Below are 26,244 nucleotides of genomic sequence, written 5' to 3'. Positions count from 1 at the left end.
TGCCGTCAGTCGGAGCGGGAGCCATCCACCCCATCTGCTTTCGGATGACGGCCCGAGGTCCGCTCACCACCCCGAGCCGAAGTTGCCGGACGGCCTACGAATGACCGCTTATGGGACGCGCCCACGGCAACCCAGGCGACTGGGTTGGGTCGGATGCGGAATGTCTGCTTCGAGGCGAGTGGCTGACTTCCGCTATCCACCCCTCTCGGACCTTGCTGCATGTAGTCGTACGCGTCGGAAAACCGGTCGGATTTCGGACGTATGGCATGATAGGACAGCTGTCTCGTTATATGAGTGCTTGAGGGCGCATGCTTGGCCGGACGCTCACTCTCGCTGCCTAGGTGAAATCTCAGTCTTGCCGGGGGCGTCGCAGCGTGAACGCTTCGAAGGGTGCCAGCTCGCCGCCAGGGCCGACGACGTCGTAATAGGTGACCTTTATCGTGGTCTCGGTGCCAGGGCCGGCTCCGGGATTAACCGTGAATGCCGCGAAGCCGTAGGCGTGGGCGGCGTTGCGCACTGCGGACCAGTGTGCGTCCTCTATGACGTAAACGGATGGCCGCCTGCCTGTTGTCGGGTCCGGCGTACCAACTGAGACGATCACGCGACACTGCGGTGGGTCGAAGAACCGTCTGTTCGTGGGCGCCGACGTTCCTCCGCCGCCGATCACCATGTGGACTGTACCCTTCGTCGTATCGATCACATCAAGGGCGGTCGCTTGCGCCTTGGGTGTCAGGGTCCGGTTGGCTTCTTGTCCCCTGATCGGGTGCGACCGTTCGTAGTGATGCTCGTGCCCGCATACCACGAGATCAACGTTGTACGTGTCGAACAGCGGAACCCATTCCTCCCGAATACCGAGGTCCGCACCGTTGGACTTGTCGGCCGTGGAAACTGCAACTTGGTGCATGCACACGACGATCCAGTCGATGTCGCGATTGGCTCGCGTCGCGGCTAGCTCGCTCTCCAGCCACGCCTTCTGAGCGCCCGCTGAGTAACCCCTGACGTAGGAGTCGCCGCCGTCCTGGTAGGTAACGTCGTCGTTGGCGATACTGATCACGCGAACGGACCCGGCCGTGAAGGCGTACCAAAGCCCACGCGTCACATCGGTTTGGCCCGTCGCCGACGGCACGGCGAAGAAGGTCTGATAGGCTTTGTAGCCGATCGGCCCGTTGCCAAGCTCGTTCTCATGGTTTCCAGGCGAGGGCATCCAGGGTCGGTTGCGGGCGCTGCGGGTATTGTTCTCCCAAAAATCCCACCACGTTCGGATGCGATCATGCGCGAGGTTGGCGTAGCATAGGTCGCCGTTGAACAGGTGAAACAGCGGTCGCAGCCGCTCGACGCCGAGCACCACGTCGCCTGCCGCCGGCGAGCCGAGGTTGTCGTTGATGAACAGCGGCGTGCGAAGCGACAATCCTGCCGGCACATCAACCTGACGCCCCAGTGTCGGCGTCCCTTGATCACCGAAGCTGGTGAACGTAAACGCTGCGCGCCCTCGCGGCGCGGTCCGGAACGATCCGAAGTCGGGATCAGCGCCCTCGTGCATGGCGGCATACATGTAGGTGGTGTTAGGCTCCAGACCTCCAAGCTTCGCGTGGTAGGCGTGAACGGTTCGTCTCGACTTGCTGTCAACGTACTCGCTTGGGGCGGCGTCTGCGGTCTGCTCCAGTCGGCCGTCAAAGCGGCCGAGCAACACGCGTGGCCTGACGACAGGCTGCAGGGTGTGCCAAGACACGGTAACCTCGCTCGCGGCGTCGGCACCGAACTGCAGGTGCAGCCCCGAAACAGTAGGAGTTCCCGTCCGTCCGGTCGATGTGTCTGGCAGCGGCGAGGCTCGGCTATCGGGCGTAGCGCCGAGCGCAGACGACACGAGGAGCCCGGGCGTGAGGCCGGCAGCCGCCAAGAGCCTGCGGCGGCTTACCTCCAGGTCCAACCCCATGTGCTCGCTGGTCATCGTGGATCCTGCCTTGCAGAGTGAGCCGAGGGAGGCGACCTATCGCACGGCGATGACGGTTCGTTGAGACTGCATCCAACCTCTATCCCGGCGCCTCTAGAGGACGACGCTTCAGCCCATCAGGTCCGGGTGCGACGCGCCTCCCGAAAGAACTTAACCACTGTGTTTTAAATCAGATACTTAGCGCGCTAATCGGTGTTGGAGAGGCGCGTTGGATCACACTGACAGGATTTCAGTTCGAGAAAACGGTCGTTATCCGACTGTTTGGCCGTCGGCCGTGGATGAATTTATATCACTGAAAGATACAGATGTTTCTTTGATACATGTTACGCATTGAATCGCCATCCCGATCTAACAAGATGAAAGATTTGTTCAGGTATATGAACATCTCCGGCGGCAACTTCACCTTTTTCTGGATGAATTTGATGAACTGTCCATTCCCCCGGGAATGGTACGGCCCTCCCATATCCTACAAATATCAAGTGCTTAACTCTAACGACGCAGATTGGTACTTCTCCAGCGTCACCCAAAGTAATACTAAAATCTCGGTACAACATTGCTTGCCAGTCAGAGGGAAGATTATCTGGTATCCTTCCACGAAACTCACCTAAATTTAACGGAATCAAGTGAGTTTCATAAGAATGGCAATCTGCCGCTTTTTCCATTAGATGGGTACGCCACGTTTTCAGCGCATCATTCCATCTACTAAGGTCGGCACCATCGACTGCAGTAAAAAGAAATGCTCGCAAGGCTATGCTACAGCAAAACTTATAAAGCCAGGCGTCATAAATCAAATTATGTTCTATAGCTGGTGGGAGATTGTTCAAAGCTAATCTAGAAAATTTATTTTCAAGCTGCCCAAGGCGACTCTCGCAATCCTTACAGAGAAGATGATGCTTTGGTCCATCTTGGCTTATATTTTTAAGTCGCCTTTTTTGTCGCTCATGGACCGACAAGTTTTCCGCCCATAATGACATTCGAAAGCGAATTCGACGCTTCTGCCTAATCCACTTGATCATAAACCTTGGAATGATGTGAGACAGAAGAAGTTCTTTGTCTTCTTCACAAATGCCACATCTTCCAACGTGAGTCATTGTTCTATGCCGTGCTATAAACTTAAAGCGTCGAGTATGGCCATAAGTAGCGTTTCGATATTGCTGCGGCAATATCCCGTAGCTCGACGTCACGCAAATGCCCGATTGCGTGACGACGGCTACAGCGGCCATGTACCGCCCGAACGAGGCTCCGCATGCCGTCGCTTTTTCTTTGATCCGCAAACCCAATGGAGTGACGTTATGCGCTCTGTGATCCTCGCGCTATCCTTGCTCCTCGCCGCCACCAACGCCAGGGCTGAACCAACGTCCACCCTCAACGGAATGTGGCAACTTCTCGGCTCGTGCACCCAGTCAGTCGGCGGCCCCGCTGCGTCGGTCGGATCGGAAGTCACGCTTCTCTTCAGCATCAAGCGTGACGGAAGCTTACAGGGTAAGCCGAGGATCACGCACTCGAAGCTCGTCGGCGACGAGCAGGCTCAGAAGGCCTTTCTCTCCGAGGTTCTGGCATCCGTCGCGCGCTGCTTCCCGCTACCGATCACGGATGGACTCGGCGGCGCTGTCGCGGGTCGCCCGCTGCGGATACGCGTTATGAACCGCCCGAAGGAGCAAGGTGCCTAAATCCTGCTGTTGAGGCTCGCCCGCAAAGCCGACCCAGGTCAGGAACGAGGCGCGGCGCAGGCTTCCGCTCCCTAGCGGATGCCTGGGCCGATACGACCACGGCGCACGGTCGGCTCATGGTCACGATCCTCGGCGGCCTGGCGGAATTCGAACGTGAGCTGATCCGAGCGCGGACAGGGGAGGGGCTGAAGCGGGCACGGGAACGCGGCGTGCGGTCGGGGCCGAAGCACAAGCTCACGCCCCACCAGCAGCGAGAGGCCCTGGCACGGCGCGAGGCCGGCGAGAGCTGCGCCGAGATCGGCCGGAGCTACAACGTCAGTCACAGCACGATCTCGCGGCTCAGGGCGCCTCCTGAGCGAACCTAGAGGCCCAGCTAGTCTGAGGATCGAACAGGCTTCCCCTCAAAGGGGAGCCTGCCTCGTTGGTGCCGCCTCGTTTATGATCCTGCCAGCTACCGGCCACGGAAAAAGAAGAACTACGCCAGGAGAATGACCGGGATTGGCACCCCGATCAGCCACAGCAAGCTACCCGTCAGCATCTCGTGGCCTGACCGGCTGGCTTTGGACCGGGCTGATTGAGAGGATCAGCCAGGACCAAAGGAGTTGGACATGCGGCGAGGCCAGAAGACGAACGCGGAGCAGGTCGTGCTCAAGCTGCGTCAGATTGAGGTGCAGACGGCCCAGGGCAAGAGTTTGGCCCTTGCATGCAGGGAGGCGGAGATCTCCGAGCAGAGTTACTACCGCTGGCGCAAGGAGTACGGCGGCCTTCAGGTCGATCAAGCCAGGAAGATGAAGGATCTGGAGCGCGAGAACGCTCGTCTGCGCCGGCTCGTCGCCGACCTTTCTCTAGAGAAGCAGGTGCTGGCGGACGTCGCCTCGGGAAACTTGTAGCCCCCGAGCGACGCAGGCAGGCGGTGAACGGCATCCGCGAGAAGTACGGCCTCTCGGAACGTCACGCCTGCCGGATCGTCGGTCAGCACCGCGGCACGCAACGCTACGTGCCTACCGTGCTGGCCGACGAGGATGCACTGACCCAGGCCATGATCGCCCTGGCGTCCGAGTACGGACGCTACGGCTACCGCCGAGTCACCGCGCTGCTACAGGCAGCCGGCTGGCAGGTAGGCAAAGACCGGGTTCAGCGCATCTGGCGTCGCGAGGGGCTGAAGGTCCCCAGCCGACATAGACCCCGCAGCCGCTTGTGGCTGAACGACGGCTCCTGCGTGCGGCTACGACCGCTTCATCGCAATCACGTCTGGAGCTTCGACTTCGTGCAAGCCCAGACGCACGATGGGCGCTCTCTGCGCATCCTAACGCTGATTGACGAGCACAGCCGTGCCTGCCTCGCGCTGAAGGTGGCGCGGCGCATCAACAGCGTCGGCGTGATCGAGGCGCTGGCCGACGCGATGTGCCTGCACGGCATCCCGGAGCACATTCGCTGCGACAATGGCCCAGAGATGATCTCCAAGGCGTTGCGCAAATGGGTCGCCAAAGCTGGCTCACAGATCCAGTACATCGCGCCAGGATCCCCGTGGGAGAATGGCTACTGCGAGAGCTTTAACGGCAAGCTGCGCGACGAGTGCCTACGCCAGGAGATCTTCTACTCGCTGAAGGAGGCGCAGATCGTGATCGGTCTCTGGCAAACCACCTACAACCGCGTTCGACCGCATTCGTCGCTGGGCTATCGGCCGCCCGCGCCCGTCAGCTACCCGGGTCTGGCCTTCCGGCTACCCATGGCCGCCACCATGCAGTAGCCTCTCAATTGGCTCGGTCCAAAATACCGGTCAGGTCACCTCGGCGACCGGCGTCGCGGATCGCTCCACGAGATGCCGGCGCCGCTTCGGTCCGTGCGATCCTCGGGCTCGGATCCCCGTCGGCCTCGCGGATGGGGGATGATGGCGCCTCGGGCGAAATGATGCTCTAGGCTCCGGAGGCGCCACCCAGGACCAGCGACATGCGAACCGTCATCCTCGCGCTTGCCATCATGATCGCGCCCGTCCCGGCGCTCGCCCTGTGCAGCTGCGCCTGTGTCCAGGGAACCGCCGTCGCGCGATGCTCCTCGACCGCCGACAACGTGCCGATCTGCCAGCTGCTGTGCCCGCCCTCCGCTGCCGCGCAATCGGTCGCCGGTCCGTCGATCACGCTGCCGGGCGCGCCGCAGCGTCGCGTGGACCCGATCCAGATCAACGACCAGAACCAACAGCTGCGCTCGCAGGGCATCACGCCCCGCGACGGCCAGCCCCTGGACCGCTGACCCGCGACACGCCCCCCCCCCGCGGCACCCGATCCGGCCCCGGTTCACCCGCCGTGCCGGCCGGCCTGATCGCGCCGTCTCCGCACGATGGAGAGCGGCCGGCATAAGCCGGTCCGACGCCGGAATGCGGCCGGCCGACGGCAGGCTCGACGTCGCACGGGGACGTGCCCGCCCGGCCGATCCCGAAACCGGGCGTCTCAATCCAGCCGCACCGGCGGCCCGACGGCATGGGCGAGGTCATCGGCGAGCCAGGCGAGGGCGCCGCGGAACGGGCCGAGCAGGCCGACCTGGTGCCGGCGGTAGAGCAGGTCGTGGGCGAGCCGCGCGAACAGGCCGCGCAGGCGGCCGCCGCCGAAGGTGTAGCACCCGAGCGTGCCCCAGCCGTTGTAGTCGGCCAGGGACACGAGCGCGCCCTTGTCGCGATAGCGGAACGGCGCCATCGCGCCGCCGCGCCGCCACGCCTCGAAATGGCGCACGAGGTGCCGGGCCTGCTGGTGGGCCGCCTGCGCGGTCGCCGGCACCGGATGCTCCGCGCCGGGCTGCGGGCAGGCGGCGCAGTCGCCGAGCGCGAAGATCGCCGGGTCGCGCGTGGCCTGGAGGGTGTCGCCGACCACGAGCTGGCCGGTGCGCGACCGGTCGAGCCCCTCGATCCGGGCGAGCACGGCGGGCGCGCGCACCCCGGCGGCCCAGACCTTGATGTCGGCCTCGATCCGTCCGCCGTCCTTCAGCGTGAAGCCCGCGGCGTCGGCGCCGGTCACCAGGGCGCCGGTGCGCACGTCGACCGCGAGATCGGCCAGGGTGGCCGCCGCGGCCCGGGAGACGCGATCGGGGAAGGCGGCGAGCAGGCGCGGGCCGCTCTCGATCAGGGTGAGGCGGAGCTTTTCGCGCAAGGCGCCGGTGCCGTAGCCGGCGATCACGTCGACGGCGTGCTTCAGCTCGGCCGCGAACTCGACGCCGGTGGCGCCGCCGCCGACGATGGCGATCCGCAGGCTGGCCTCCGAGCGCAGCGCCGCCAGCACCTGCCCGCGCAGGCGCCGGTGCAGCGCCTCCGCGTCGGAGAGGTCGTCGATCGTGGCGCAATGCTCGGCCACGCCCGGCGTCCCGAAATCGTTCGCGCGGCTGCCGAGGGCGAGGATCAGCACGTCGTAGCCGAGCTGCGTCGGCGCGAGGGCCGCCCCGGCGCCCTCCGCGTCGAAGGGGGCGAGGGTCAGCTGCCGCGCGGCACGGTCGACGGCCTGCAGCGAGCCGAGCCGGAAGCGGAAATGGTTGGCCTTGGCCTGCGCGAGCAAGCTCAGCTTCTGCCGGTCCGGCAGCGCGGTGCCGGCGGCGAAGGTGTGCAGCATCGGCTTCCAGACATGGGACAGGGCCCGGTCGACCAGGGTGACCTGCGCCGCCCCGCTCCGGCCGAGGCGGCGACCGAGGCCGGTCGCCACCGTGATCCCGGCGATGCCGCCGCCGACGATCACGATGCGGGTCGGTTCTGCCATGCCGGTTCCATCCTCGAGGTCGTCCCGGATCGGTCCGGTCGATGCTCGAACGCGCGCCACCGCGCCGCGGTTCGCTCGGTGCGCGACCGGACCCGGCCTCCGGGGGGCGACGGAACCGCTGCCGATCCGCTCGGCTGAACCCGGTCAGCCCAGGGTTCGCCCTCGACCTCGGAGGAAACTCGGATGATGCGGGTGCATCGGCTTTGCTGGGTTGCCGTCCTGGCCGTTCTCGGCCGTGCCGATACAGCTTTCACGCAGGAGCAGGGGCCCTACACCGACGACATCGTGAAGTCGACATGGCCGCGCGGCGCCCGGATCGGCCTCGGCGCTCCCGTCTCGGAGCCCGATCACGGCCAGGGAACCGGCCCGAACGCGTCTCAGGACGCACGCTCCACGCGGTCCCGTCGGCCGGTGCCGATGAGACCGGATGCGCGCTCCTTTCCCGATCAGCTCTCCAGCTCGCTGTCCCAGTACAGGTAGTCGAGCCAGGTGTGGTGGTAGTCGCGGTGGTCGAACTCGGGCTGGCGGTGGTGCAGCTCGTAGCGGGTCGGGCGGCGCGGCTCGGTCAGCAGCGGCATCTCGGCCTCGTGCGGGGTGCGGTTCGCCTTGCGCAGGTTGCACGGGCTGCAGGCGGCGACGACGTTCTCCCAGGTGGAGAGCCCGCCGCGGGAGCGCGGGTTGACGTGGTCGAAGGTCAGGCCGCCCGAGGGCAGGCGCAGGCCGCAATACTGGCACGAGAAGCTGTCGCGCAGGTAGATGTTGTAGCGGGTGAAGGCCGGGCTGCGGGCCAGCGTGACGTAGTTCTTCAGCGCCACCACGCTCGGCACCCGGAGCGCCCGGCTCGGGCTGCGCGCCTCGACGTCGTAGCTCGCCACCAGCGTCACGCGGTCGAGGAACAGGGCGGTGAAGGCGTCCTTCCAGCTCCACAACGAGAGCGGGTTGTAGGAGAGCGGCCGGTAATCCGCGTTGAGGACGAGGGTCTGGAGATCCATCATCGGCGCGACTCTTCGAACGAAAGCCATACGGGACAACGCGCGAGATCGACATTGCGCGCTGTCCCGAGGACAGGGTCGACGGGGGGATGGGGCTCTCGTGCGTCCGGGCGCGGGATCCGGCGGCCCGGCGGCGGCACCGTCTCGGCCGGAGGCATGGGACACGCGTGGCGCGCCGGGCGCGGTCGGCGACCGGCTGGGGCGGATACATCCGGCTCGCGGCGGGGTCCGGGTGCCAATCCGGTCGATCCCAGCCCTTCGCGAAGTGACGAAAAGGCCCTCTCCATCGGGGCTTAGTCTAATAGCAGCGTGACAGCCTTGTGAAGCTCCGCCCTGTCGCGGCCGACGCCGCACCCACAGATCGGTGGATCGACGGGGTCTTCGAAGCCGACGGCTGCCGGGACGAGGGGGCGCGTCAGCCCCAGCGCACGAACATCGCGATGAACACGGCGACCATGCTGGCCAGGAGCAGCGGGTGGCCGTCGACGATCGCGAACACGAGCAGGGAGATCGCGCCCGTGGCGATGCCGAGCATGACGGCGACGGCGGTCGGGTTCATCGCAGCATGGCTCGCGGCCGTTCAGATCTGAGCTCGGGGTCCGCCATCGATCCGGCCTCCGGCAGACCCCGTATCACGATCCGCGGATCGGCGCGGCACCGATCGGCGCCGCGCCGCGCACCGGGGCGATCAGTCGCCGACGACCTTGCCGTTCGGGCCGACCTTCACGGTCTGCTCGCGGTCGGCCAGCGCCACCTTGATCTCGTACTGTACCGACTTGCCGTCGCGCTCGACCTCGGCCTCGTAGGCCTTGCCGCCGCCCGCCTTCTGCTCGGCGATCGTCAGCGCGTCCTTCAACGACGTGGTGGCGTTCTGGAAATCGGCCGGCTTGAGGCGGGTGAAGTACCGCTCGATCGGCTGGTTCTCGGTCTTGTAGAGCGCGCCGCTGTCGGCATTGATGCCGTACTCGACGAGCTTGCCGTCCGGATAGACGACCTTGATGCTGTAATGCGTCGGGTTCTTGCCGTCCGCCTTCTCGAAATCCGCGTCGATGGCGCGGCCCTTCTCGCCCTGGGCCTCGGCCGTGGTCAGCGCCTGGGCGAGACCGACCTTGGTGGTCTTGGCGAGCTGGAACTCCTTCTGGTCGGACTCGGCCTTGGCCGCATGCGTCAGGCCGAGCGGAGCGGCGAGCAGGCCGGCGGCGATCAGGCCGGCGGTGAGGGTGAGACGGTTCGGCATGGCGTCGACTTCTTTCCCAATGCAGATGGTGGCCCGAATAACCGATCGACCGCCGCTTGGTTGCCTGCCCATCGAAAGACCTGTCCAGGCTCTCGCCGGCGGCCACGGCGCGTCGCCGGCCGCCGCGTCGAGACGGTCAGCGGCGTCCGGCGCGGTCGCGCAGGATCGCGACGAAGCCGGCCGCCGCGACGCGGCGGTCGCCGTCGTTGGCGACGGTGTCGTCGGCCTCCGCCGGGACCGCGCGGGCCAGGCGCGCGGCAAGGTCGCCGTCCTCGGCGCGGCCGCGGGCGGCAAGCCGTGCGGCCAGGATCTCGGGGGCGGCCGTGATCGCCACGACGTGGACGCCGGGGAGCGTCCGGCGCGCCGCCTCGATCACCCGGCGCGAGACGTTGCACACCACGACCCGCCCCTGCTCGGCCTCGGTCAGCGCCTCGGCCGGGATCGCGTAGCCGAGGCCGTGCGCGCGCCAATGCAGGGGAAACGCGCCGGCCGCGGCGGCGCGGGAAAACTCCGCCTCGGCGATCTCGGCGTTGTCCTCGTGCGCCGAGGGCGGCCGGGTCACCAGGCGGCGCGGGAAGACGAAGCGCGGGTCGCCGGCCAGCTGCGCCCGCGCGGCGGCGATCACCGTGTCCTTGCCGGCCCCGCTCGGGCCGACCACGAGGACGAAGCCGCCCGCCATCACACCACCCGCGCGCCGGCGCGCCAGACCTCGCGGACGACGGGCACCCCTTGCGCCGTCCGCACGCGGACGAGGTCGGCGCGCAGGCCGGGCGCGATCCGGCCGCGGTCGTCGAGGCCGGTGGCGCGGGCCGGGTTGGCGGTGACGGTGGCGATGGCGGCGGCCAGGTCGATGCCGGGCACGCGCTCGGGCAGCTGGAACGCCGCCATCAGCAGGCTCGCCGGCACGTAGTCGGAGGACAGGATGCTGAGCAGGCCGGCCTCGGCGAGAGCGTGCGCCGCCACGTTGCCGGAATGCGAGCCGCCGCGGATCAGGTTGGGCGCGCCCATCATCACGGTGATGCCGGCCGCGTGCGAAGCCTCGGCCGCCTCGCGGGTGGTCGGGAACTCGGCGAGCGCGACCGCTTCGGCCCGCGACTGGGCGACGTCGGCCAGCGTCGTGTCGTCGTGGCTCGCCAGCGGGATGCCCTGCTCCCGGGCCAGCGCCACGAGGATCGGGCGGTTGCGGGCGTTGAGCGCGGCGCCGTCGCGGATCTTGCGCTCGGTGCCGGCCCGGATCGCCTCGATCGGCCGGCCGCCGCGGCCGGCATATTGATAATACTTCGCCATGTCGCGGAACTGCCGCTGCCCCGGCGTGTGATCCATCAGCGAGATCAGGCCGACGGGATGACGCCGGACGAAGGCGCGGACGGTGTCGATCACGTCGGCCGACGGGATCTCGCAGCGCAGGTGCGTCCGGTGCTCGGCCCGGAACAGGTCGGCGGCGCGCGCGTCGGCGATGGCCTGCGCCAGCGCGTCGAGCTCGGAGCCGAGGCCGCTGCCGTCCGGGTCGGTGCCGGCGCGCAGCGAATCGAACACGGTGGTGATCCCCGAGGCGGCGATCTGCGCATCGTAGGCGAGCACGGCGCCCAGCGGATGCCAGCGCACGCCGGGGCGCGGCGCGTAGTGGCTTTCCAGGTGGTCGGTGTGCAGCTCGACCAGGCCGGGGACGAGGTGGTCGCCGCGGAGGTCCCGGCCGCGCTCCGGCGCCCGGCCCGCGCCGTGCTCGGCGATGCGGCCGTCCACGATCGCGAGCCAGCCGTCGACGACGCGGTCGGCCAGGACGAGGCGCGCGTTCTCGAGGATCTCGACCCGGTCCGCCATCGCTCCGCCGTCTCCGCTCATGCCGCGCCCGTTCATGCCCCGCCCGCTCATGCCGCGATCGGCGCGCGGAAATCCGCCACGTCCACGATCCGCGTCGCCACCGCCTCGCGTACGTCGGCGTCGTGGAAGATGCCGAGGATGCCCGCGCCCGCCGCCCGCTTCTCGCGGATCAGCGCGATCACGACGTCGCGGTTGCGGGCATCGAGCGAGGCGGTCGGCTCGTCCATCAGCACGAGGGGCCGGTCGGCGATCAACCCGCGGGCGATGTTCACCCGCTGCTGCTCGCCGCCCGAGAAGGTGGCCGGCGGCAGGTCCCATAGGCGCTCGGGCAGGTCGAGGCGCGCGAGCAGCGCCGCAGCGCGCGCGCGCGCCACATCGGCGGCGAGGCCGCCCTCGATGCCCGCCGCCTCGACGATCGCGCGGGCGCCGACGCGGGGGATCACGCGCAGGAACTGCGAGACGTAGGCGACGACGTGCCGGCGCAGGGCCAGGATCGCGCGCGGCTCGGCCGTGGCGACGTCGACCGTGCGGGCTCCGTCCCAGATCCGGATCGCGCCGTGCTCGCAGCGGTAATTGCCGTAGGCCATCTTCAGGAGCGAGGATTTCCCGGTGCCGGACGCGCCGCCGAGCACCACGCACTCGCCCGCCGCGACGGCGAGGCTCGCGCCCGCGATCACCGGCAGCACCGTGCCGCCGCGCAGATGCAGGGTGAAGCGCTTGCCCACGTCCTCGAAGGCGATCAGCGGCGGGGTCATGCGGCGAGCACCGAGGAGACGAGGAGCTGGGTGTAGGCGGCCTGCGGGTCGTCGAGGACCTGATCGGTCAGCCCGGTCTCGATCACCCGGCCGTGGCGCATCACCAGCACCCGGTGCGAGAGCAGGCGGGCGACGGCGAGGTCGTGGGTGACGATGATCACCGCGAGCCCGAGCTCGGCCACGAGCCCGCGGACCATGTCGAGCAGGCGCGCCTGCACCGAGACGTCGAGGCCCGAGGTCGGCTCGTCCATCAGCACGAGGCGGGGGCTCGTCACGAGGTTGCGGGCGATCTGCAGGCGCTGGCGCATGCCGCCGGAGAACCGCGTCGGCGGGTCGTCGATCCGGTCTGCGGCGATCTCGACGCGGCCGAGCCAGTCGAGGGCGGTGGCGCGGATGCGGCCGTAATGGCGCTCGCCGACCCCCATCAGCCGCTCGCCGACGTTGCCGCCGGCCGAGACCGCCATGCGCAGGCGCTGCGACGCGTCCTGGCGCACGAAGCCCCAGTCGGTGCGCATCAGCGCCCGGCGCTCGGCCGCGCTCAAGGTCGCGAGGTCGCGGCTGGCGCCGTCGCGCATCCGGTAGGCGACCGAGCCCGCATCCGCCGCGACCTCGCCGGCGACCAGGCCGAGCAGGGTCGACTTGCCGGAGCCGGATTCGCCGACCACCGCCAGCACCTCGCCCGCCTCCAAAGTGAAGCCGACGCCGTCGCAGGCGGTGCGCGCGCCGTAGCGCTTGGTCAGGCCGGAGACCGTGAGCAGGGGGGCGGTCATGATCGTTCCTCCGCTCCGTTCTTCCCTCCCCCCGGCGGATCTCGGACTTGCCCGAGATCCGCACACCGTGTGCCCAAGTCGGGCAGGCCCGACTTGGGTGCGGGGGAGGGTGGGCCTCGCGTGAGCGAGGGTCGGGAGAGGGGAGCGACAGTGCCGGATACCGCGCTCCCCTCTCCCGACCCGCTCCGCGGCTCCCCCTCCCCCGCAGAGGGGGGAGGGGGAGCCGCCGGCCCGAACCCGCACCGGCGCCGGTCCTCGCAATGATCGGTGTCGGAGCAGACGAACATCCGCTCGCCGGCATCGTCGAGGACGACCTCGTCGAGGTAGGCGTCGTCCGCCCCGCACAGGGCGCAGGGGCGGTCGAAGCGTTGGATTTGGAAGGGATGGTCCTCGAAGTCGAGGCTGCGCACCCGCGTGTAGGGCGGCACCGCGTAGATGCGCTTCTCGCGGCCGGCGCCGAAGAGCTGCAGGGCGGGGCAGTCGTCCATCTTCGGGTTGTCGAACTTCGGCGTCGGCGACGGGTCCATGACGTAGCGGCCCGCGACCTCGACGGGGTAGGCGTAGGTGGTGGCGATGTGGCCGTGGCGGGCGATGTCCTCGTAGAGCTTGACGTGCATCGGCCCGTACTCGGCGAGCGCGTGGAGCTGGCGTGTCTCGGTCTCGCGCGGCTCGAGGAAGCGCAGGGGCTCCGGGATCGGCACCTGGTAGACCAGGATCTGGCCCTCCCTCAGCGGCGCCTCCGGGATGCGGTGGCGGGTCTGGATCACCGTGGCCTCCACCGTCCGCGTGGTGGTGGCGATGCCGGCGGTGGCCGAGAAGAAGCGCCGGATCGAGACCGCGTTCGTGGTGTCGTCGGCGCCCTGGTCGATCACCTTGAGCACGTCGGACGCCCCCAGGATCGCGGCGGTGACCTGGACCCCGCCGGTGCCCCAGCCGTAGGGCATCGGCATCTCGCGGGCGGCGAAGGGCACCTGGTAGCCGGGGATCGCGATCGCCTTGAGGATCGCCCGGCGGATCATCCGCTTGGTGCCCTCGTCGAGGTAGGCGAAGTTGTAGCCGGTCTCCGGCCGCGCGGCGGGCGTGCTCATTCGGCGGCCTCCCGAAGCGCTTCGTCCGGCCCGGACTCTCCCGTCCGCGCGGCGGCGTGCTCGGCGCGCAGGCGGCGCAGCAGCTCCAGCTCGGCCTGGAAGTCGACGTAGTGTGGCAGCTTGAGGTGCTCGACGAAGCCCGTCGCCTGCAGGCTGTCGCAATGGGCGAGCACGAATTCCTGGTCCTGCGCCGGGGCGACCAGCGCCTCGCCGAGCTCGGCCGCGCGCAGCGATCGGTCGACCAGGGCCATCGCCATCGCCTTGCGCTCGCCCTGGCCGAAGACGAGCCCGTAGCCGCGGGTGAACCGGGGCGGGACGTCGCCGCCGCCGTGGAACTGGGCGAGCATCTGGCACTCGGTCATCGCCACGGCGCCGAGCTGCACCGGGAAGCCGAGCTCCTCGGGGACGAGCTCCAGCGCCACGGTGCCGAAGCGGACCTCGCCGACGAAGGGATGGGTGCGGCCGTAGCCGCGCTGCGTCGAGTAGGCCAGCGCCAGCACGAAGCCCTCGTCGCCCCGCGCCAGCGTCTGCAGCCGGACCGCACGGTCGGCCGGGTAGTCGACCGGCTCGCGGGTCAGGTCGCCGACGGGGGCGCCCTCGTCCCGGGGCGACGGCTCGATCAGGCCGGCCTCGCCGAGGAAGTCGGTCACGCGCGGGCAGGCGGCCGCGTCCGGGCCGGGCTCGGCCTCCGCGCCGGGCTCGGGCGCCATGCCCTCGGCGAGCGAAAAGTCGATCAGGCGATGGGTGTAGTCGAAGGTCGGGCCGAGCACCTGCCCGCCGGGCAGGTCCTTGAAAGTCGCCGAGACCCGGCGCGACACCGCCATCGCCGCGGTCTCCACCGGCAGGGTGGCACCGAAGCGCGGCAGGGTGGTGCGGTAGGCGCGGACCAGGAACACCGCCTCGACGACGTCGCCGCGGGCCTGCTTGAGGGCGAGCGCGGCCAGATCCGGATCGTGGAGCGAGCCCTCGGTCATCACCCGGTCGACCAGCAGCCGCATCTGCTCGCGGATCTGCGCCACGGTGAGGTCGGGCACCGACGGGTCGCCCCGGCGCGTCTCGGCGAGCAGCCAGTGGGCGTTGTCGATCGCGGCCTCGCCGCCCTTCACCGCCACGTACATCGGTCTACGCCTCCGAAGGGACGGGCGAAGGGGCGGGCGAAGGGACGGGCCGCGACGAGCGCGGCAGCCCGGCGACGACGCCCGGCGCGGTGAGAAGGAGGTCGAGCCCGCGCGGGAAGGCGGCGTGGTTCGCCGCAAGGCGCGCCGGCCAGTCCGCCGGCAGCGGCGCGGCGGCGAGCCGGATGTGGCCGCGGATGCCGGGGCCTTCGAAGGCGGCGCCATCCTCGGACAGGCGGTCGAGGGCCAGCACCAGGGTGGCGGAGGTGTCGGGATAGTCGGGCGAGCCCTGCGCGAACGCCGCGAAGGGCGGGCAGGCGGCAGGATCCGCGATCAGCGCGAAGGCCGCGTCGGCGGGCTCGGCTACGATCGGTGCGCCGGTGTGGAAGCGCAGGAACGCGGCCACCGCCGGGTTCGCGGCGAGCGGCGCGTCGAGCCAGACCGGCGTGTCGGCATCGGTCAGCGCCAGCGCGACGGCCGCGAGTTCCGGCGTGAGCGGGGCGGGCGGAGAAAGGTCGCTCGCGAGCCGCCCGATGCGGCCCGGCCGGGCGAGCGCGTCCATCAGCGTGCGGAACGCCCCTTGCGCGTCGTGGACCGGGTCGGCGAAGCCGCGGGCGAGCGCCATCAATCCTCGCCCCGCGCCAGGGTGAAGAAGTTCACCCGCGTCGCCGCGATCTTTCGCGCCGCGGCGGCCGCTTCCGAGGCGCGGCGTTCGGCGATCCCCGCCAGGGCGGCCTCGACCGCCCCGCGCCGCGCCGGGTGCTGCCAATGCGCGTCGAGGATGGCGGCGAGCCGGGCGCGCGGACGGTCGCGGCCGAGATGGTAGGCGAAGCCGGTCTCGCCGCCGGCCAGGCGCACCGCCGCCCGGGTCACCGTCGCCTCGCCGACGTTGAAGGCGCGCCCGTCGCCGCCGATGCGGCCGCGCGCCATGACGAGGCCGGTCTCGGGCGCGCGCAGATCCTCGGCCTCGCAGGACAGCCCGGTCTCGGCGAGAACGGCCTCGAGCTCGGCGAGCGAGGCCGCCCCGGCACGCGCCATCGCGGCGCGACGGGCTTCGACCTCTGGCGTTGCCGGGTCGGGTGCTGTTTGGCTGGCGCACGGCATTCGCGTTCGAAGGCCTCCGATTTGTCTATAGATATAGACAAATCCAGTCGTGGACGCAAGGGACGATGCGATCCGTCATGGACGAGGCGAGCGACACCCCGGTGACATCCGCCCGCGCCGGCCCCGTCGAGCGCGGCGCGGGCCTGGCCGCGTGGCGCCAGATCGCCGACGCGATCGGCGGCGCGATCGCGGGCGGCGAATTTCCGGCCGGCAGCCAGCTTCCCACCGAGGCGGCTCTGGCGGCCCGGTTCGGGGTGAACCGCCACACCGTGCGCCGCGCCCTTGGGACGCTGGCCGAGCGCGGCCTGGTGCGGGCGACGCAGGGGCGCGGCACCTTCGTCGAGCCGGGGCCGATCCCCTATCCGATCGGGCCGCGCACCCGGTTCTCCGAGATCGTCACCCGGGCCGGCCGCCAGGCCTGGGGCGACCTCGTCGCGGCGGCGACGGTGCCGGCGAGCCTCGAGACGGCGGAGGCCCTGGGGCTCGCGGCCGGCGATCCGGTGATCGAGATGCTGACCCTGCACCGGGCCGACGACGCCCCGATCTCGGCGGCGCGGATCGCCCTGCCGCTGCCGCGCTTGGCCGGCTTCGCCGAGGCCTACGCCGCCTCCGGCTCGATCACCCGCGCCTTCGCCGGGTTCGGCATCGCCGACTACACCCGCCTCTCGACGCGGATCGGGGCACGCGCCGCCACCGCGGAGGAGGCCAGCCGCCTCGACGTGGCGCCGGGGCGGACCCTGCTCACGGTCGCCAGCGTCAACGTCGACGCCGCCGGCGAACGCATCCTGGCCGCGGCCTCCGTGTTCGTCGCCGACCGGGTCGAGCTGGTGGTGGATTAGCGGCGATGCCAGACGGCGTCGCGACGAGGGACTGGACCAGGCCTGAGTGCCGCTCCTGCGCGCGAAGCGCCCGGCAGGGGCGCCCTTGCGGACCGTCGGTCGGCTATTTCGCTGCTGCGGTCTTCAGGCGCGCTTTCGGCGGCCCTGCGGACGCCGCCGCGAGCAACGTCGCCCAATCGTCGGGGGGGATGGCCCATGTCGAGCATCCGCTCGAACACGGCATAGGCGTCGGTCTTCGCGCCGTGGGTGCGCAGCGTCTCCGCGTCGTTCACCCACGCATAGATCAGGATCCTGGTCCGGCTGTCGTAGCGGAAGAACAGGCGGAAGCGGCCGTTGCCGTACTTGGCCCGGAACCAATGCTTTCGGGACGCGCCGAGGGGGGCGCCCTGGCGGTACTCGGCCCGGGACGGGTCCTGCGGGACGGTCTCGAACATCAATCTCCGCAAGACCGCGAGCAGCTTCGCGTTGGCGGTCCTGCGGTACCCGTCCGGGTCGTCGGCCTTGGCCTTCTCCACGGCGGCGGTCAGCGTCTCGAGCTGGTCGAGCAGCAGCGGATGGGCGAAGATCGTCCACGCGCCGACGACCGTCATCGATCAGAGCGCCACGGGACCGTCGATGTCCGCGCCGGGATCGGCGTCGATCCCCTCGGCGAGGGCCGACATGCGCTCCATCAGATCGGCGGGGAAGGGCGTGATGGCCTGCGGCCGGCGCGCCATGTCCTGGGCGAGGAAGGCCAGGAATCCCTCGATCACGGGGTCCGCCTCCTCGACCTCGACGCGGGTGAGGCGCACGCCGCCCTCGTCGACGACGTAGGCGATCTCGCCGCCGTAGCTGACGCCCAGGGCCTGGCGCACGGCCTTCGGGACGGTCGTCTGGCCCTTCGCGGTGATCTTGCTGCGCTCTCGTACGAGGGGACCCATCGCGGCCTCGGCGGCTTGAGGTAAGGAATTTCCCTTCCCTCGTCGGCAGCCTTCGAAGCAAGCGCGTCGCGGCGCAAGGCGACGCCCTATGCTCCCCGGCATGGGCAGGGCCGCCGAGGGCGGCGTTGCTCGCAGGTGCCCGGGTTGACTACTGACCCCGGATGCGAGGCGCACGCGCCCCCCGGCAGGATACGCAACCCATGACCGAGCCATCGGCCCGCCACGTCGTGATCATCGGTTCGGGGGCGGTCGGGACCGTGAGCGCGCTCGAATGCCTGCGCGCCGGCCATCGCGTCACGGTGGTCGATCCGGGCGTGCCCGGCGGGGAGCAGGCGTCGAGCTACGGCAATGCCGGCTGGCTCTCGTCGCACTCGGTGATCCCGCCGGCGGAGCCCGGCATCTGGAAGCGCGTGCCGTCCTACCTCGCCGACCCGCTCGGGCCGCTGGCCATCCGCTGGCGCTACCTGCCCCGGGTGCTGCCCTGGCTGGTGCGCTACATCTGGGCGGCGCGCACCGGGCGGCAGATCACCGAGACGGCACGGGCGATGCGCACCCTGCTGGCGGATGCGCCCCGCCTCCATGCCGGCCTCGCCGAGGAGGCCGGCCTCGGCCACCTGATCGAGCGGCGCGGCCTGCTGCACGTCTATCCCGACCGGGCGGCCTTCGCGGCCGACGCCGCGGCCTGGGCGATCCGCCGCGCGGTCGGCGTGCGATGGCTCGAGCTCTCGGCCGACGAGCTGCGCCAGCGCGAGCCGACCCTGCATCGCCGCTACACCTTCGGGGTGATGGTCGAGGAAGCGGGCCATTGCCGCGACCCGGGCGGCTACGTCGCCGGGCTCGCCGACCTCGCCCGCGCCCGCGGCGCGACCTACGCCCGCACCCGCGCCACCGGGTTCCGCCTCGACGCGGGTCGGCTCGTCGCGGTGGAGACCGAGGCCGGCGCGATCCCGTGCGACCGGGCGGTGGTCGCCGCCGGCGCCCGCTCGGGCGCGCTGACCGCGAGCCTCGGCGACCGGCTGCCGCTGGAGAGCGAGCGCGGCTACCACGTGATGATCGCCGGCGCCGAGGCGGGGCCGCGCACCCCGGTGATGGCCTCGGACGCCAAGATGGTGGTCAACGCCATGGACGGCGGCCTGCGCGCGGCGGGCCAGGTCGAGTTCGCCGGGCTCGACGCGGCGCCGAACTGGAAGCGCGCCGAGATCCTGCGCGATCACCTGACCGGCATGTTCCCGGACCTGCCCGCGACCGTGCCGGCCGAGCGGATCCGGATGTGGCTCGGCCATCGCCCGAGCATGCCGGACGGGCGGCCCTGCATCGGCCGCGCCCGCCGCACCGGGGACGTGGTCTACGCCTTCGGCCACGGCCATGTCGGCCTCGTCGGGTCGGCGCGCACCGGGCGCCTCGTCGCCCAGCTCGTCGGCGGCGAGGCGCCCGAGATCCCGCTGGCGCCGTTCGACCCCGGCCGCTTTCTGTAGGGAAGCGGCACCCGGCCTACCGCGCCGGCCCGCCGATCAGCGCCCGGCGCAGCCGGCCGGACACGGCGTCGATCGCCGCCACGGCGACGAGGATCATCAGCACGAGGCAGGCGACCTGCTGCAGCTCGAGCACCCGGATCAGCTCGCTCAGGTACTGGCCGATGCCGCCCGCGCCGACGATGCCGATGATCGTCGCCGATCGGGTGTTCGATTCGAAGAAGTACAGCACCTGGCTGCCGAGCACCGGCAGGACGGCGGGCACGAGGCCGAAGCGGATGCGGTGGAGCGCGCCGCCGCCGGAGGCCGCGACGCCCTCGCCGTCGCGGCGATCAACGGTCTCGACCGCCTCCGAGAACAGCTTGCCGAGCGCCCCGACGTCGGAGCAGGCGATGGCCAGCGCACCGGCGAAGGGGCCGAGCCCAACGACGTTGATCCAGACCAGCGCCCAGATCAGCACGTCGACCGAGCGGACCACGTCGAGGCCGCGGCGCACCGCGAAATGCGCGAACGGGTTCGGCACCACGTTCCGGGCCGCGAGCAGCGCCAGCGGGAAGGCGACCAGCGCCGCGGCCAGCGTCCCGAGGAAGGCGATGGCCAGGGTCTCGCCGAGCGCGTGCAGGAAATCGGGGAAGCGGCCGCCGGCCGAGGGCGGCAGCATCATCAGCGAGAACTCGGCGAGCCGCCCGAGGCCGCTCACGATGCGGGTGGCCGAGAAGTCGAGGCGCACCATCGCGAACGCCGCGAGCCCGAGGAGGGCGGCCAGGGTCGCGAGCGTCGCGAGCCGCGCGCCCCACGCGGTCCGGAACGCGTCGGGGTGGCGCCGGCGCAGGGCGGCGACGTCCACGGGACGCGGCGGCCGGCTCATCGCGCGCCCTCCGCCCCGATGAGGTGGTGGCGCAGCCGCTCGGTGCCGAGGTCGATCGCCATCACCGTCGCGACGATCATCAGGAGGATCGCGCTCACGTCCGCGTCGTAGAAGTTGCGGATCGCCACCAGCAGCTCCTGGCCGATGCCGCCGGCGCCGACGAAGCCCATCACCCCGGCGCCGCGCACGTTGATCTCGAAGCGGAGCAGCCCGTAGGAGGCGAAGCTCGACAGCACCTGCGGCAGCACCGCGAAGCGGATCGCCTGGATCCGCGAGGCGCCCGATGCGGTCAGCCCCTCGACCGGCCTCATGTCGATGTTCTCGACCACCTCGGAGAACAGCTTGCCGAGCGCCCCCGTGGTGTGGAGGGCGAGCGCCAGCACGCCCACCATCGGGCCGAGGCCGAAGGCGATGACGAAGAGCAGGGCGAACACGATCTCGGGCACCGTGCGCAGGACCTCGAGGGCGCGGCGCGTCAGGAAGCGGCCGGCGCGGGTGCGGGCGAGGTTCGCGGCCGCGCCGAAGCACAGCAGGAAGGCGCCGACGCCGCCGAGCAGCGTGCCGAGATAGGCCATCAGCAGGGTCTCGCCGAGGAGCGCCGCCCATTTCGGCAGGCCCCAGTACCATTCGGCGAGGTCGCCGCGCAGGTCGGCGAGCGTCAGGTGCGGCAGGATGCGGCCAAGATAGGCGGTGAGGTTGCCGATGTTGTCGGCGAGCACCAGCGGCCGCACCTCGGCCATCAGGCCCGACAGGACCAGCAGCCCGGCGACGACCGCGAGGAACGCCAGGCTCCGCCGCCGGGTCGACGCGACCGCGCGCCCGTAGGCCTCGGCCAGGGCCGCCGCCCGCTCGGGCGGCAGCGGCGCGATCCGCCCGCTCACGGCGGCGACCCGTCCGGTCCCGGGATCAGGACTTGCGGCGCTGCGCGTCGTTGAACTTCAGCATCTCGATGATCGGCTGGTAATCCTCCAGCGTCACCGGGGTGAGGCCGAGGTCCTTGCCGTCGGAGAGGCGGTCGAAGGCGGCCTTGTCGGCGGTCGGCAAAGCGACGAAGGCCTCGACGATCTTGCGCTTCAGGTCGGCGGGCAGGCTCGACAGCATCGCGAACGGGCCCTCGGGCAGGAACGCGGACTTGAAGACGATGCGGAAGTCGGACGGGCTCAGCGGCGTGCCGTCGGGCTTCTTCAGCATGCCCTTGGCGGCCATGCGGGTGACGACGGAATCGGTCTCGGAGTTCCACAGGTTGGCGGCGGCGTCGGCCGTGCCCTGGGTCAGCGCCAGCACCGCGTTCTCGTGGCTGCCGGCGTAGACGGTCTTGCCGAACAGCGCGTCGACGTCGTGGCCGCTCTTGTTGAGGAAGAATCGCGGGGCCTGGTTGCCGGAGGTCGAGTTCGGGTCGACCAGGGCGAGGTTCCTGCCCTTCAGGTCCGCGATCGTCCGGTACGGGCTGTCGGCGCGCACGTAGAGCACCGAGTAGTAGCCCGAGGCGCCGTTATCGTGCTTCTGGTTGACGATCGGGTCGACCTTCACCCCCGTCATCACCGCGCGGGCGAACGAGGCCGGGCCGTAGAAGGCGATCTGGATGTTGCCGGCGCGCTGGCCCTCGATCACCGCGGCGTAGTCGTTGGCGACCCGCAGCTTCACCGGCACCCCGAGCGCCTTGGTGAGGTAGGCGGCGAGCGGCGCGTAGCGGTCGGTGGTGCCGGTGGCGTTCTCGACGGGAATCGCGCCGAGGGTGATCTCGGGCACCGTCGCCTTCCAATCCTGAGCCAGGGCGGGCTGCAGGGCGAGCGCGGCCAGGCCGCCCGCGAGGGCGCCGACGAGGGTGCGACGGTCGAGCATCATCATCTCCGGGAAGGGGCGTGGCACGGGGTCGTCCGGGGTCAGGCGACGAGGGCGGCGGGCTCGACCGCGTTCGGCGCCCGGTCCATCACCTCGCCGGCCTCCAGGCCGTAGAGCTGCTTGGCGACGTCCTCGGTGAGGTCGAAGGCGCCGCCGTCGAACACCACGCGGCCGTCGGCGAGGCCGACGAGCCGGTCGCAATAGGCGCGGGCGAGGTCGAGCGAGTGCAGGTTGCACAGCACGGTGATGCCGAGGCGCCGGTTGGCGTCGGCGAGCGCATCCATCACCAGCTTGGTGTTGCGCGGGTCCAGCGAGGCCACCGGCTCGTCGGCGAGGATGATGTCGGGCTCCTGCACCAGCGCGCGGGCGATCGCGACCCGCTGCTGCTGCCCGCCCGAGAGCTGGTCGGCGCGGTGGGCGGAAAAGCCCGCCATGTCGAACGCCTCGAGCGCCGCGAGCGCCCGCGCCCGGTCCTCGGCCGACCACAGCTTCAGGAGCGCGCGGTGGCTCGGGGCGTGGGCGAGGCGCCCCATCAGCACGTTGGTCAGCACGTCGAGGCGGCCGACCAGGTTGAACTGCTGGAACACCATGGCGCAGCGGGCGCGCCAGCGGCGCAGGTCGCGCCCCCGGAGCGCGGTGACGTCGAGCCCGTCGAACAGGATCCACCCGGCCGAGGGCTCGGCGAGGCGGTTGAGCATGCGCAGGAAGGTCGACTTGCCGGCGCCCGAGCGCCCGATCACCCCGACGAAGCTGCCCGGCTCGATCCGCAGCGAGATCCGGTCGACCGCGAGGCGCGGTCCGTAGCGCCGCGTGAGGCTATCGACGATGAGCATGCGTGCCGTCCGCCGCGAGGGATGCGCCGGTAGATCCGTCGCGCGCGACGATAGGATGACAGCCGCGCCGCGACCCGTGGTTTCATCGTGAACGGGCGCGCCGTGCGGCTACGCAGCGAACGGGATCCGGCGCAGGATGCGGAACGGCGCCGCGCCGTCCTGGCGCAGCAGCGTGATCGCGTCGATCGTCAGCGCCGTCGGCGGGCAGGCCGCCGCGAGGCGGGCGCGCCAGGTTTCGCGGGCGTCGCCGGCGAGGCGGCCGGTCAGGGTCATGTGGAAGCGGAAGGCCTCGAAGACGTGGGGATAGCCCCAGCGGTCGAGGAGCGCGCGGCGGCGCGCGTCGAGGCGCTCCGGCTGGCGGCGCGCCCGCTCCGCCGGGGTGAGGCCGGCCCGGAACGGGTCGAGGGCGGCGACGCACTCGGCCGCGAGCAGGCCAAGCCCGGGCGGCGGCGCGGTGGGCACCAGGGCGACGAAGTCCCCGAGCAGGGTCACCGCGAGGGGCCCGACCGCCAGGGGCGCGCGGGGCTGCGCCAGCGCCGCGCAGGCCGCGAGGAGGTCGCCCTCGGTCCGGCCCGCGGCGAGGCGCATCGGCGCCTTCAGCGTCGCGTGGAAGCCGTAGACCCGCGGCGCCGCGGTGACGACGGCGAGCGCCGCGCGCGCGGCCGCGTCCCATCCGGGCAGGTGCGCATCGCCGAGGACCGCCTCGCCGAAGGCGGCGAGCGCCGATCCGGGCTCCGGCGTGACGTAGAGCGCGTAGCGTGTCGGGGCGTCCACCTGGGCACTCGCTTCGGGCGTGGATCGGTCACGGCCCGGCGCGGATAGAACCCGATCGCCCGCTCGGCAAGGCGCGGCCGCTCAGCCCCGCGGGATCGGGCGGTTGCGGCAGGCGGCGCGATATTGCTGCCGGCTCAGGCCGCGCATGTTGCGGCGGTCGGCTTCCTGGGTGCAGGCGATCTTGCGGTCGGCCTTGTTGAGGCTCTTCGTGCCGCTCGACGGGACGTCGGTCGGCGCGGGCGCGGTGTAGGATTGCGCGAGGCCCGACGTCGTCAGCAACGCGAGACACAGGGTGCTTGCCAAGACCGTACGCATCCAACGAACTCCTGCTTCATCTGTCGCGCTCGCCGGGCAATAACCGGGCCAAGCTTGGCGGCTCGGGGCGTGGTCGATCACGCGGTGCGGCCGGCGGCGATCGCGGCGACGACGCGATGCGAATCCGACACCCATCCGAAGATGCCGCCCTGCGCCACGATCATCGCGAGGCCGGCCGCGTGGAAGGCCGGGATGTACGAGCCGCAGGCATCCGACACCACGAGGCAGCGGTAGCCGCGGTCATTGGCCTCGCGCACGGTGGTGTGGACGCAGACCTCGGTGGTGACGCCGCAGACGAGCAGCGTGGCGACGCTGCGCGCGGCCAGGATCTCGGCCAGGTCGGTGGCGTAGAACGCGCCCTTGCCCGGCTTGTCGACCACCGGCTCGCCGGGAGCGGGCGCGAGGTCGGCGACGATGTCGTGGCCGGGCTCGCCGCGGATCAGGATGCGCCCCATCGGCCCGGGCGCGCCGATGCGGGCGGACGGCGTGCCGCGGGCGATCTTGGCGGCGGGCGCGTCCGACAGGTCGGGGCGATGCCCTTCGCGGGTGTGGACCACGAGGAGGCCGGCCCGCCGCGCCGCCGCCAGCAGCGCCTGCGCCGGCGGCACGGCGGCGGCGAGCAGCGAGACGTCGTTGCCGAGGCTCTCGCCGAAGCCGCTGGGCTCCAGGAAATCGCGCTGCATGTCGATGATCACCAGCGCCGTCGTCGCCAGGTCGATCGCCAGCGGGCCCGGCTCGGCATCCACGGTCACCATCGGCGCGAATCTCCCGTCCTGCGGCCGGCTCGGCGGCGCGCGACGCGACGATGTCGGGCGATGGCGCGGAATGCATCCGCAAATACTGCCCGACATTGCTCGAATGTTGTGCGCATGCTGCCGACGTCATGGGCGGTGGCGCGTTCGTCGGCGGACGACGCGCCGCCGGAGGTGGGAGCCCGGCCGCCGCGTCGCGCGTTTCAGGGTCGCCGCCGCCGCACCCGTCGGAGCGGGCGCCTGCGCTCGGCCGGCAAACCTGTTGCCGAATTATGACTCGGCCGCCGCCTCTCGCCCAGGTGGCACGCGCTGGCATATCGGTTGCTGCCTGCTCACCGGATTTTCGGCACGGAGAGGGCAGACATGATCGCTCGGGGACTCGTTGCAGCGGCCATGTCGCTCGGTCTGGTGGGATACGGCGCGGCGGCCGATCTCGATGCGAAGAAGGACAAGGCGCCCGTCGAGGCGCCGGCCAAGGAGGCGCCGTTCTTCCTCTTCGCCGACACGCAGTTCAGCTATCGCTACCAGTTCCCGACCGTGTCGCCGGGCGTCCAGATCCAGAAGGCCGACGGCTCGTTCGTCAGCCGCGAGGCGCCCAAGCAGATCTACAACATCTCGCATGCCGACGCCTGGGCCTACGGCACGAACTTCTTCTCGCTCGACATCCTCAAGTCGGGCTCGCAATTCCCGGCCGGCACCACGAACCCGCCCGGCAGCGTCGGCGCGCCGTTCTTCGCCGATTACGGCAACACCGAAGCCTACGGCCTCTATCGCGGCACCCTGAGCCTCAACGCGCTGACCAACTCCAAGGCGTTCACGCTGCCGGGCATCGTCAAGGACATCTCCCTCGCCTTCGGCTTCGACGCGAACTCGCAGAACGACGCGTTCGGCTCGAAGAAGCGCGACGTGGTCGGCGGCCTCAACTTCTCCTTCGACGTGCCGGCCGGATTCCTGAACCTGTCGGTCCACGCCTACAAGGAATGGAACCGCAACGGCTTCAACCTGCAGCCCGATCGCGACCAGAGCTTCGACGTGGTGCCGGAATTCGAGGTGGTCTACAATTTCCCCCTCGCCTTCACCAACCTGCCGCTGAGCCTGACCGGCTTCAACAACATCGTGCTGCCCAAGGGCCGCGGCGTGCAGAACGTGGCCGACTTCGCCTTCAACCCGAAGCGCGGCCTCGAATTCCTGTCGCGCACCAACCTGGTGCTCGACGTGGGCAAGCTGATCTACGACCAGCCCAACAAGGTCGACGCCTTCATCGGCTTCCAGTACTGGCTGAACAAGTTCGGCAACGTCGAGACGGCGACGTTCAAGGGCACGGAAGAGAAGAGCTTCCTCGCCGGCGTCGCGTTCCACATCTTCTGATCGCCGGTTGGATCGCCGATC

General features: G+C 70.4%; 29 protein-coding genes and 1 pseudogene. 7 read left to right on the top strand and 23 right to left on the bottom strand.

Annotation, left to right across the window (positions count from 1 at the left end; translation table 11 throughout):
- Positions 1-349: 349 nt before the first annotated feature.
- Both ACFZ8E_RS24770 and ACFZ8E_RS24765 read right to left on the bottom strand, forming a co-directional pair.
- Positions 350-1,948, bottom strand: a complete 1,599-nt coding sequence (locus tag ACFZ8E_RS24770) for a purple acid phosphatase family protein (protein ID WP_405044074.1) — start codon at positions 1,946-1,948, stop codon at positions 350-352.
- 326 nt (positions 1,949-2,274) lie between these two features.
- Positions 2,275-3,174: a hypothetical protein gene (locus ACFZ8E_RS24765; RefSeq protein WP_405044072.1), complete on the bottom strand. Its 900-nt coding sequence runs from the start codon at positions 3,172-3,174 to the stop codon at positions 2,275-2,277.
- A 69-nt stretch (positions 3,175-3,243) separates the two neighbouring features.
- Between ACFZ8E_RS24765 and ACFZ8E_RS24760 the strand changes: the two genes are divergently transcribed.
- From ACFZ8E_RS24760 to ACFZ8E_RS24745, 4 genes are all read left to right on the top strand, one after another.
- Positions 3,244-3,621: a hypothetical protein gene (locus ACFZ8E_RS24760; RefSeq protein ID WP_405044071.1), complete on the top strand. Its 378-nt coding sequence runs from the start codon at positions 3,244-3,246 to the stop codon at positions 3,619-3,621.
- Entirely contained in the window at positions 3,510-3,986 is a 477-nt protein-coding gene (locus ACFZ8E_RS24755) for a recombinase family protein (protein WP_405044447.1), read from the top strand. Before ACFZ8E_RS24760 ends, ACFZ8E_RS24755 begins: the two co-directional genes overlap by 112 nt.
- 243 nt (positions 3,987-4,229) lie before the next feature.
- Positions 4,230-5,371 (top strand): IS3 family transposase gene (locus tag ACFZ8E_RS24750; RefSeq protein WP_405042273.1). Its coding sequence is split into 2 segments (ribosomal slippage): positions 4,230-4,497 and positions 4,497-5,371, totalling 1,143 coding nucleotides; the frame shifts between segments, so codons are not numbered across the junction.
- A 200-nt stretch (positions 5,372-5,571) separates the two neighbouring features.
- The gene (locus tag ACFZ8E_RS24745; RefSeq protein ID WP_243950633.1) at positions 5,572-5,871 is read left to right on the top strand and encodes a hypothetical protein; all 300 of its coding nucleotides are present in this window, start codon (positions 5,572-5,574) and stop codon (positions 5,869-5,871) included.
- Positions 5,872-6,068: 197 nt separating this feature from the next.
- Here ACFZ8E_RS24745 and ACFZ8E_RS24740 read toward each other — a convergent pair whose 3' ends face one another.
- The 12 genes from ACFZ8E_RS24740 to phnG form a co-directional block, all read right to left on the bottom strand.
- A complete protein-coding gene (locus ACFZ8E_RS24740) occupies positions 6,069-7,358 on the bottom strand; it encodes an NAD(P)/FAD-dependent oxidoreductase (protein WP_243950631.1) in 1,290 nt (429 codons plus the stop codon).
- Between the two features lie 446 nt (positions 7,359-7,804).
- Complete coding sequence (locus ACFZ8E_RS24735; protein WP_147729215.1) at positions 7,805-8,353, bottom strand: HNH endonuclease; 549 nt, start codon at positions 8,351-8,353, stop codon at positions 7,805-7,807.
- A gap of 412 nt (positions 8,354-8,765) precedes the next feature.
- The gene (locus ACFZ8E_RS24730) at positions 8,766-8,909 is read right to left on the bottom strand and encodes a hypothetical protein (RefSeq protein WP_187274846.1); all 144 of its coding nucleotides are present in this window, start codon (positions 8,907-8,909) and stop codon (positions 8,766-8,768) included.
- A gap of 129 nt (positions 8,910-9,038) precedes the next feature.
- The gene (locus ACFZ8E_RS24725) at positions 9,039-9,587 is read right to left on the bottom strand and encodes a PepSY domain-containing protein (protein WP_243950629.1); all 549 of its coding nucleotides are present in this window, start codon (positions 9,585-9,587) and stop codon (positions 9,039-9,041) included.
- A gap of 136 nt (positions 9,588-9,723) precedes the next feature.
- Positions 9,724-10,266, bottom strand: a complete 543-nt coding sequence (gene phnN, locus ACFZ8E_RS24720) for a phosphonate metabolism protein/1,5-bisphosphokinase (PRPP-forming) PhnN (RefSeq protein WP_243950627.1) — start codon at positions 10,264-10,266, stop codon at positions 9,724-9,726.
- Positions 10,266-11,408, bottom strand: a complete 1,143-nt coding sequence (locus tag ACFZ8E_RS24715; protein ID WP_147729705.1) for an alpha-D-ribose 1-methylphosphonate 5-triphosphate diphosphatase — start codon at positions 11,406-11,408, stop codon at positions 10,266-10,268. Before ACFZ8E_RS24715 ends, phnN begins: the two co-directional genes overlap by 1 nt.
- Before the next feature lie 47 nt (positions 11,409-11,455).
- The gene (phnL, locus tag ACFZ8E_RS24710) at positions 11,456-12,163 is read right to left on the bottom strand and encodes a phosphonate C-P lyase system protein PhnL (protein WP_243988952.1); all 708 of its coding nucleotides are present in this window, start codon (positions 12,161-12,163) and stop codon (positions 11,456-11,458) included.
- A complete protein-coding gene (gene phnK, locus ACFZ8E_RS24705; RefSeq protein WP_405044069.1) occupies positions 12,160-12,933 on the bottom strand; it encodes a phosphonate C-P lyase system protein PhnK in 774 nt (257 codons plus the stop codon). Before phnK ends, phnL begins: the two co-directional genes overlap by 4 nt.
- Positions 12,930-14,021 carry an alpha-D-ribose 1-methylphosphonate 5-phosphate C-P-lyase PhnJ gene (locus tag ACFZ8E_RS24700; protein ID WP_405044068.1) on the bottom strand — a complete coding sequence of 364 codons (1,092 nt, stop codon included), beginning with the start codon at positions 14,019-14,021 and terminating at the stop codon, positions 12,930-12,932. Before ACFZ8E_RS24700 ends, phnK begins: the two co-directional genes overlap by 4 nt.
- Complete coding sequence (locus ACFZ8E_RS24695) at positions 14,018-15,139, bottom strand: carbon-phosphorus lyase complex subunit PhnI (protein ID WP_405044066.1); 1,122 nt, start codon at positions 15,137-15,139, stop codon at positions 14,018-14,020. The genes ACFZ8E_RS24700 and ACFZ8E_RS24695 overlap by 4 nt, the downstream gene beginning before the upstream one ends.
- 4 nt (positions 15,140-15,143) lie before the next feature.
- On the bottom strand, positions 15,144-15,761 hold the full coding sequence (phnH, locus tag ACFZ8E_RS24690) for a phosphonate C-P lyase system protein PhnH (RefSeq protein WP_405044064.1): 618 nt from the start codon (positions 15,759-15,761) through the stop codon (positions 15,144-15,146).
- Complete coding sequence (phnG, locus tag ACFZ8E_RS24685; RefSeq protein ID WP_405044062.1) at positions 15,761-16,240, bottom strand: phosphonate C-P lyase system protein PhnG; 480 nt, start codon at positions 16,238-16,240, stop codon at positions 15,761-15,763. The genes phnH and phnG overlap by 1 nt, the downstream gene beginning before the upstream one ends.
- 77 nt (positions 16,241-16,317) lie before the next feature.
- Here phnG and phnF point away from each other — a divergent pair, with 77 nt between their 5' ends.
- A complete protein-coding gene (gene phnF / locus ACFZ8E_RS24680) occupies positions 16,318-17,079 on the top strand; it encodes a phosphonate metabolism transcriptional regulator PhnF (RefSeq protein ID WP_405044061.1) in 762 nt (253 codons plus the stop codon).
- A gap of 103 nt (positions 17,080-17,182) precedes the next feature.
- On the opposite strand, the pseudogene ACFZ8E_RS24675 reads toward phnF, so the two are convergent.
- Together ACFZ8E_RS24675 and ACFZ8E_RS24670 are read right to left on the bottom strand one after the other, a co-directional pair.
- Positions 17,183-17,669, bottom strand: a pseudogene (locus tag ACFZ8E_RS24675) (type II toxin-antitoxin system YhaV family toxin).
- A gap of 3 nt (positions 17,670-17,672) precedes the next feature.
- A complete protein-coding gene (locus ACFZ8E_RS24670; protein ID WP_147843792.1) occupies positions 17,673-17,999 on the bottom strand; it encodes a type II toxin-antitoxin system PrlF family antitoxin in 327 nt (108 codons plus the stop codon).
- A gap of 200 nt (positions 18,000-18,199) precedes the next feature.
- Here ACFZ8E_RS24670 and ACFZ8E_RS24665 point away from each other — a divergent pair, with 200 nt between their 5' ends.
- A complete protein-coding gene (locus ACFZ8E_RS24665; protein ID WP_243938128.1) occupies positions 18,200-19,474 on the top strand; it encodes an FAD-binding oxidoreductase in 1,275 nt (424 codons plus the stop codon).
- A gap of 16 nt (positions 19,475-19,490) precedes the next feature.
- Here the strand turns inward: ACFZ8E_RS24665 and phnE (ACFZ8E_RS24660) are convergent, their stop codons facing one another.
- The 7 genes from phnE (ACFZ8E_RS24660) to ACFZ8E_RS24630 form a co-directional block, all read right to left on the bottom strand.
- A complete protein-coding gene (gene phnE / locus ACFZ8E_RS24660) occupies positions 19,491-20,339 on the bottom strand; it encodes a phosphonate ABC transporter, permease protein PhnE (protein ID WP_147843794.1) in 849 nt (282 codons plus the stop codon).
- Positions 20,336-21,220 carry a phosphonate ABC transporter, permease protein PhnE gene (gene phnE, locus ACFZ8E_RS24655; RefSeq protein WP_147859454.1) on the bottom strand — a complete coding sequence of 295 codons (885 nt, stop codon included), beginning with the start codon at positions 21,218-21,220 and terminating at the stop codon, positions 20,336-20,338. The genes phnE (ACFZ8E_RS24660) and phnE (ACFZ8E_RS24655) overlap by 4 nt, the downstream gene beginning before the upstream one ends.
- A gap of 25 nt (positions 21,221-21,245) precedes the next feature.
- Positions 21,246-22,181, bottom strand: a complete 936-nt coding sequence (phnD, locus tag ACFZ8E_RS24650) for a phosphonate ABC transporter substrate-binding protein (protein ID WP_147729660.1) — start codon at positions 22,179-22,181, stop codon at positions 21,246-21,248.
- 41 nt (positions 22,182-22,222) lie between these two features.
- On the bottom strand, positions 22,223-23,014 hold the full coding sequence (phnC, locus tag ACFZ8E_RS24645; protein WP_405044058.1) for a phosphonate ABC transporter ATP-binding protein: 792 nt from the start codon (positions 23,012-23,014) through the stop codon (positions 22,223-22,225).
- 108 nt (positions 23,015-23,122) lie between these two features.
- Positions 23,123-23,788 (bottom strand): DUF1045 domain-containing protein, encoded by a 666-nt coding sequence (locus ACFZ8E_RS24640; protein WP_405044056.1) that lies wholly within the window; start codon positions 23,786-23,788, stop codon positions 23,123-23,125.
- A gap of 81 nt (positions 23,789-23,869) precedes the next feature.
- The gene (locus ACFZ8E_RS24635) at positions 23,870-24,103 is read right to left on the bottom strand and encodes a hypothetical protein (RefSeq protein WP_147844746.1); all 234 of its coding nucleotides are present in this window, start codon (positions 24,101-24,103) and stop codon (positions 23,870-23,872) included.
- 77 nt (positions 24,104-24,180) lie between these two features.
- On the bottom strand, positions 24,181-24,858 hold the full coding sequence (locus ACFZ8E_RS24630; protein ID WP_405044055.1) for a cysteine hydrolase family protein: 678 nt from the start codon (positions 24,856-24,858) through the stop codon (positions 24,181-24,183).
- 360 nt (positions 24,859-25,218) lie between these two features.
- On the opposite strand from ACFZ8E_RS24630, the gene ACFZ8E_RS24625 reads away from it, so the two are divergent.
- Positions 25,219-26,223 carry a hypothetical protein gene (locus tag ACFZ8E_RS24625; RefSeq protein ID WP_147729244.1) on the top strand — a complete coding sequence of 335 codons (1,005 nt, stop codon included), beginning with the start codon at positions 25,219-25,221 and terminating at the stop codon, positions 26,221-26,223.
- Positions 26,224-26,244: the final 21 nt, after the last annotated feature.

The sequence above is a fragment of the Methylobacterium sp. HMF5984 genome (assembly GCF_045033435.1).
Lineage (GTDB): Bacteria > Pseudomonadota > Alphaproteobacteria > Rhizobiales > Beijerinckiaceae > Methylobacterium.
Note: the sequence above shows the minus strand (reverse complement) of the source record. Positions and strands in the feature narration are given on the sequence as shown.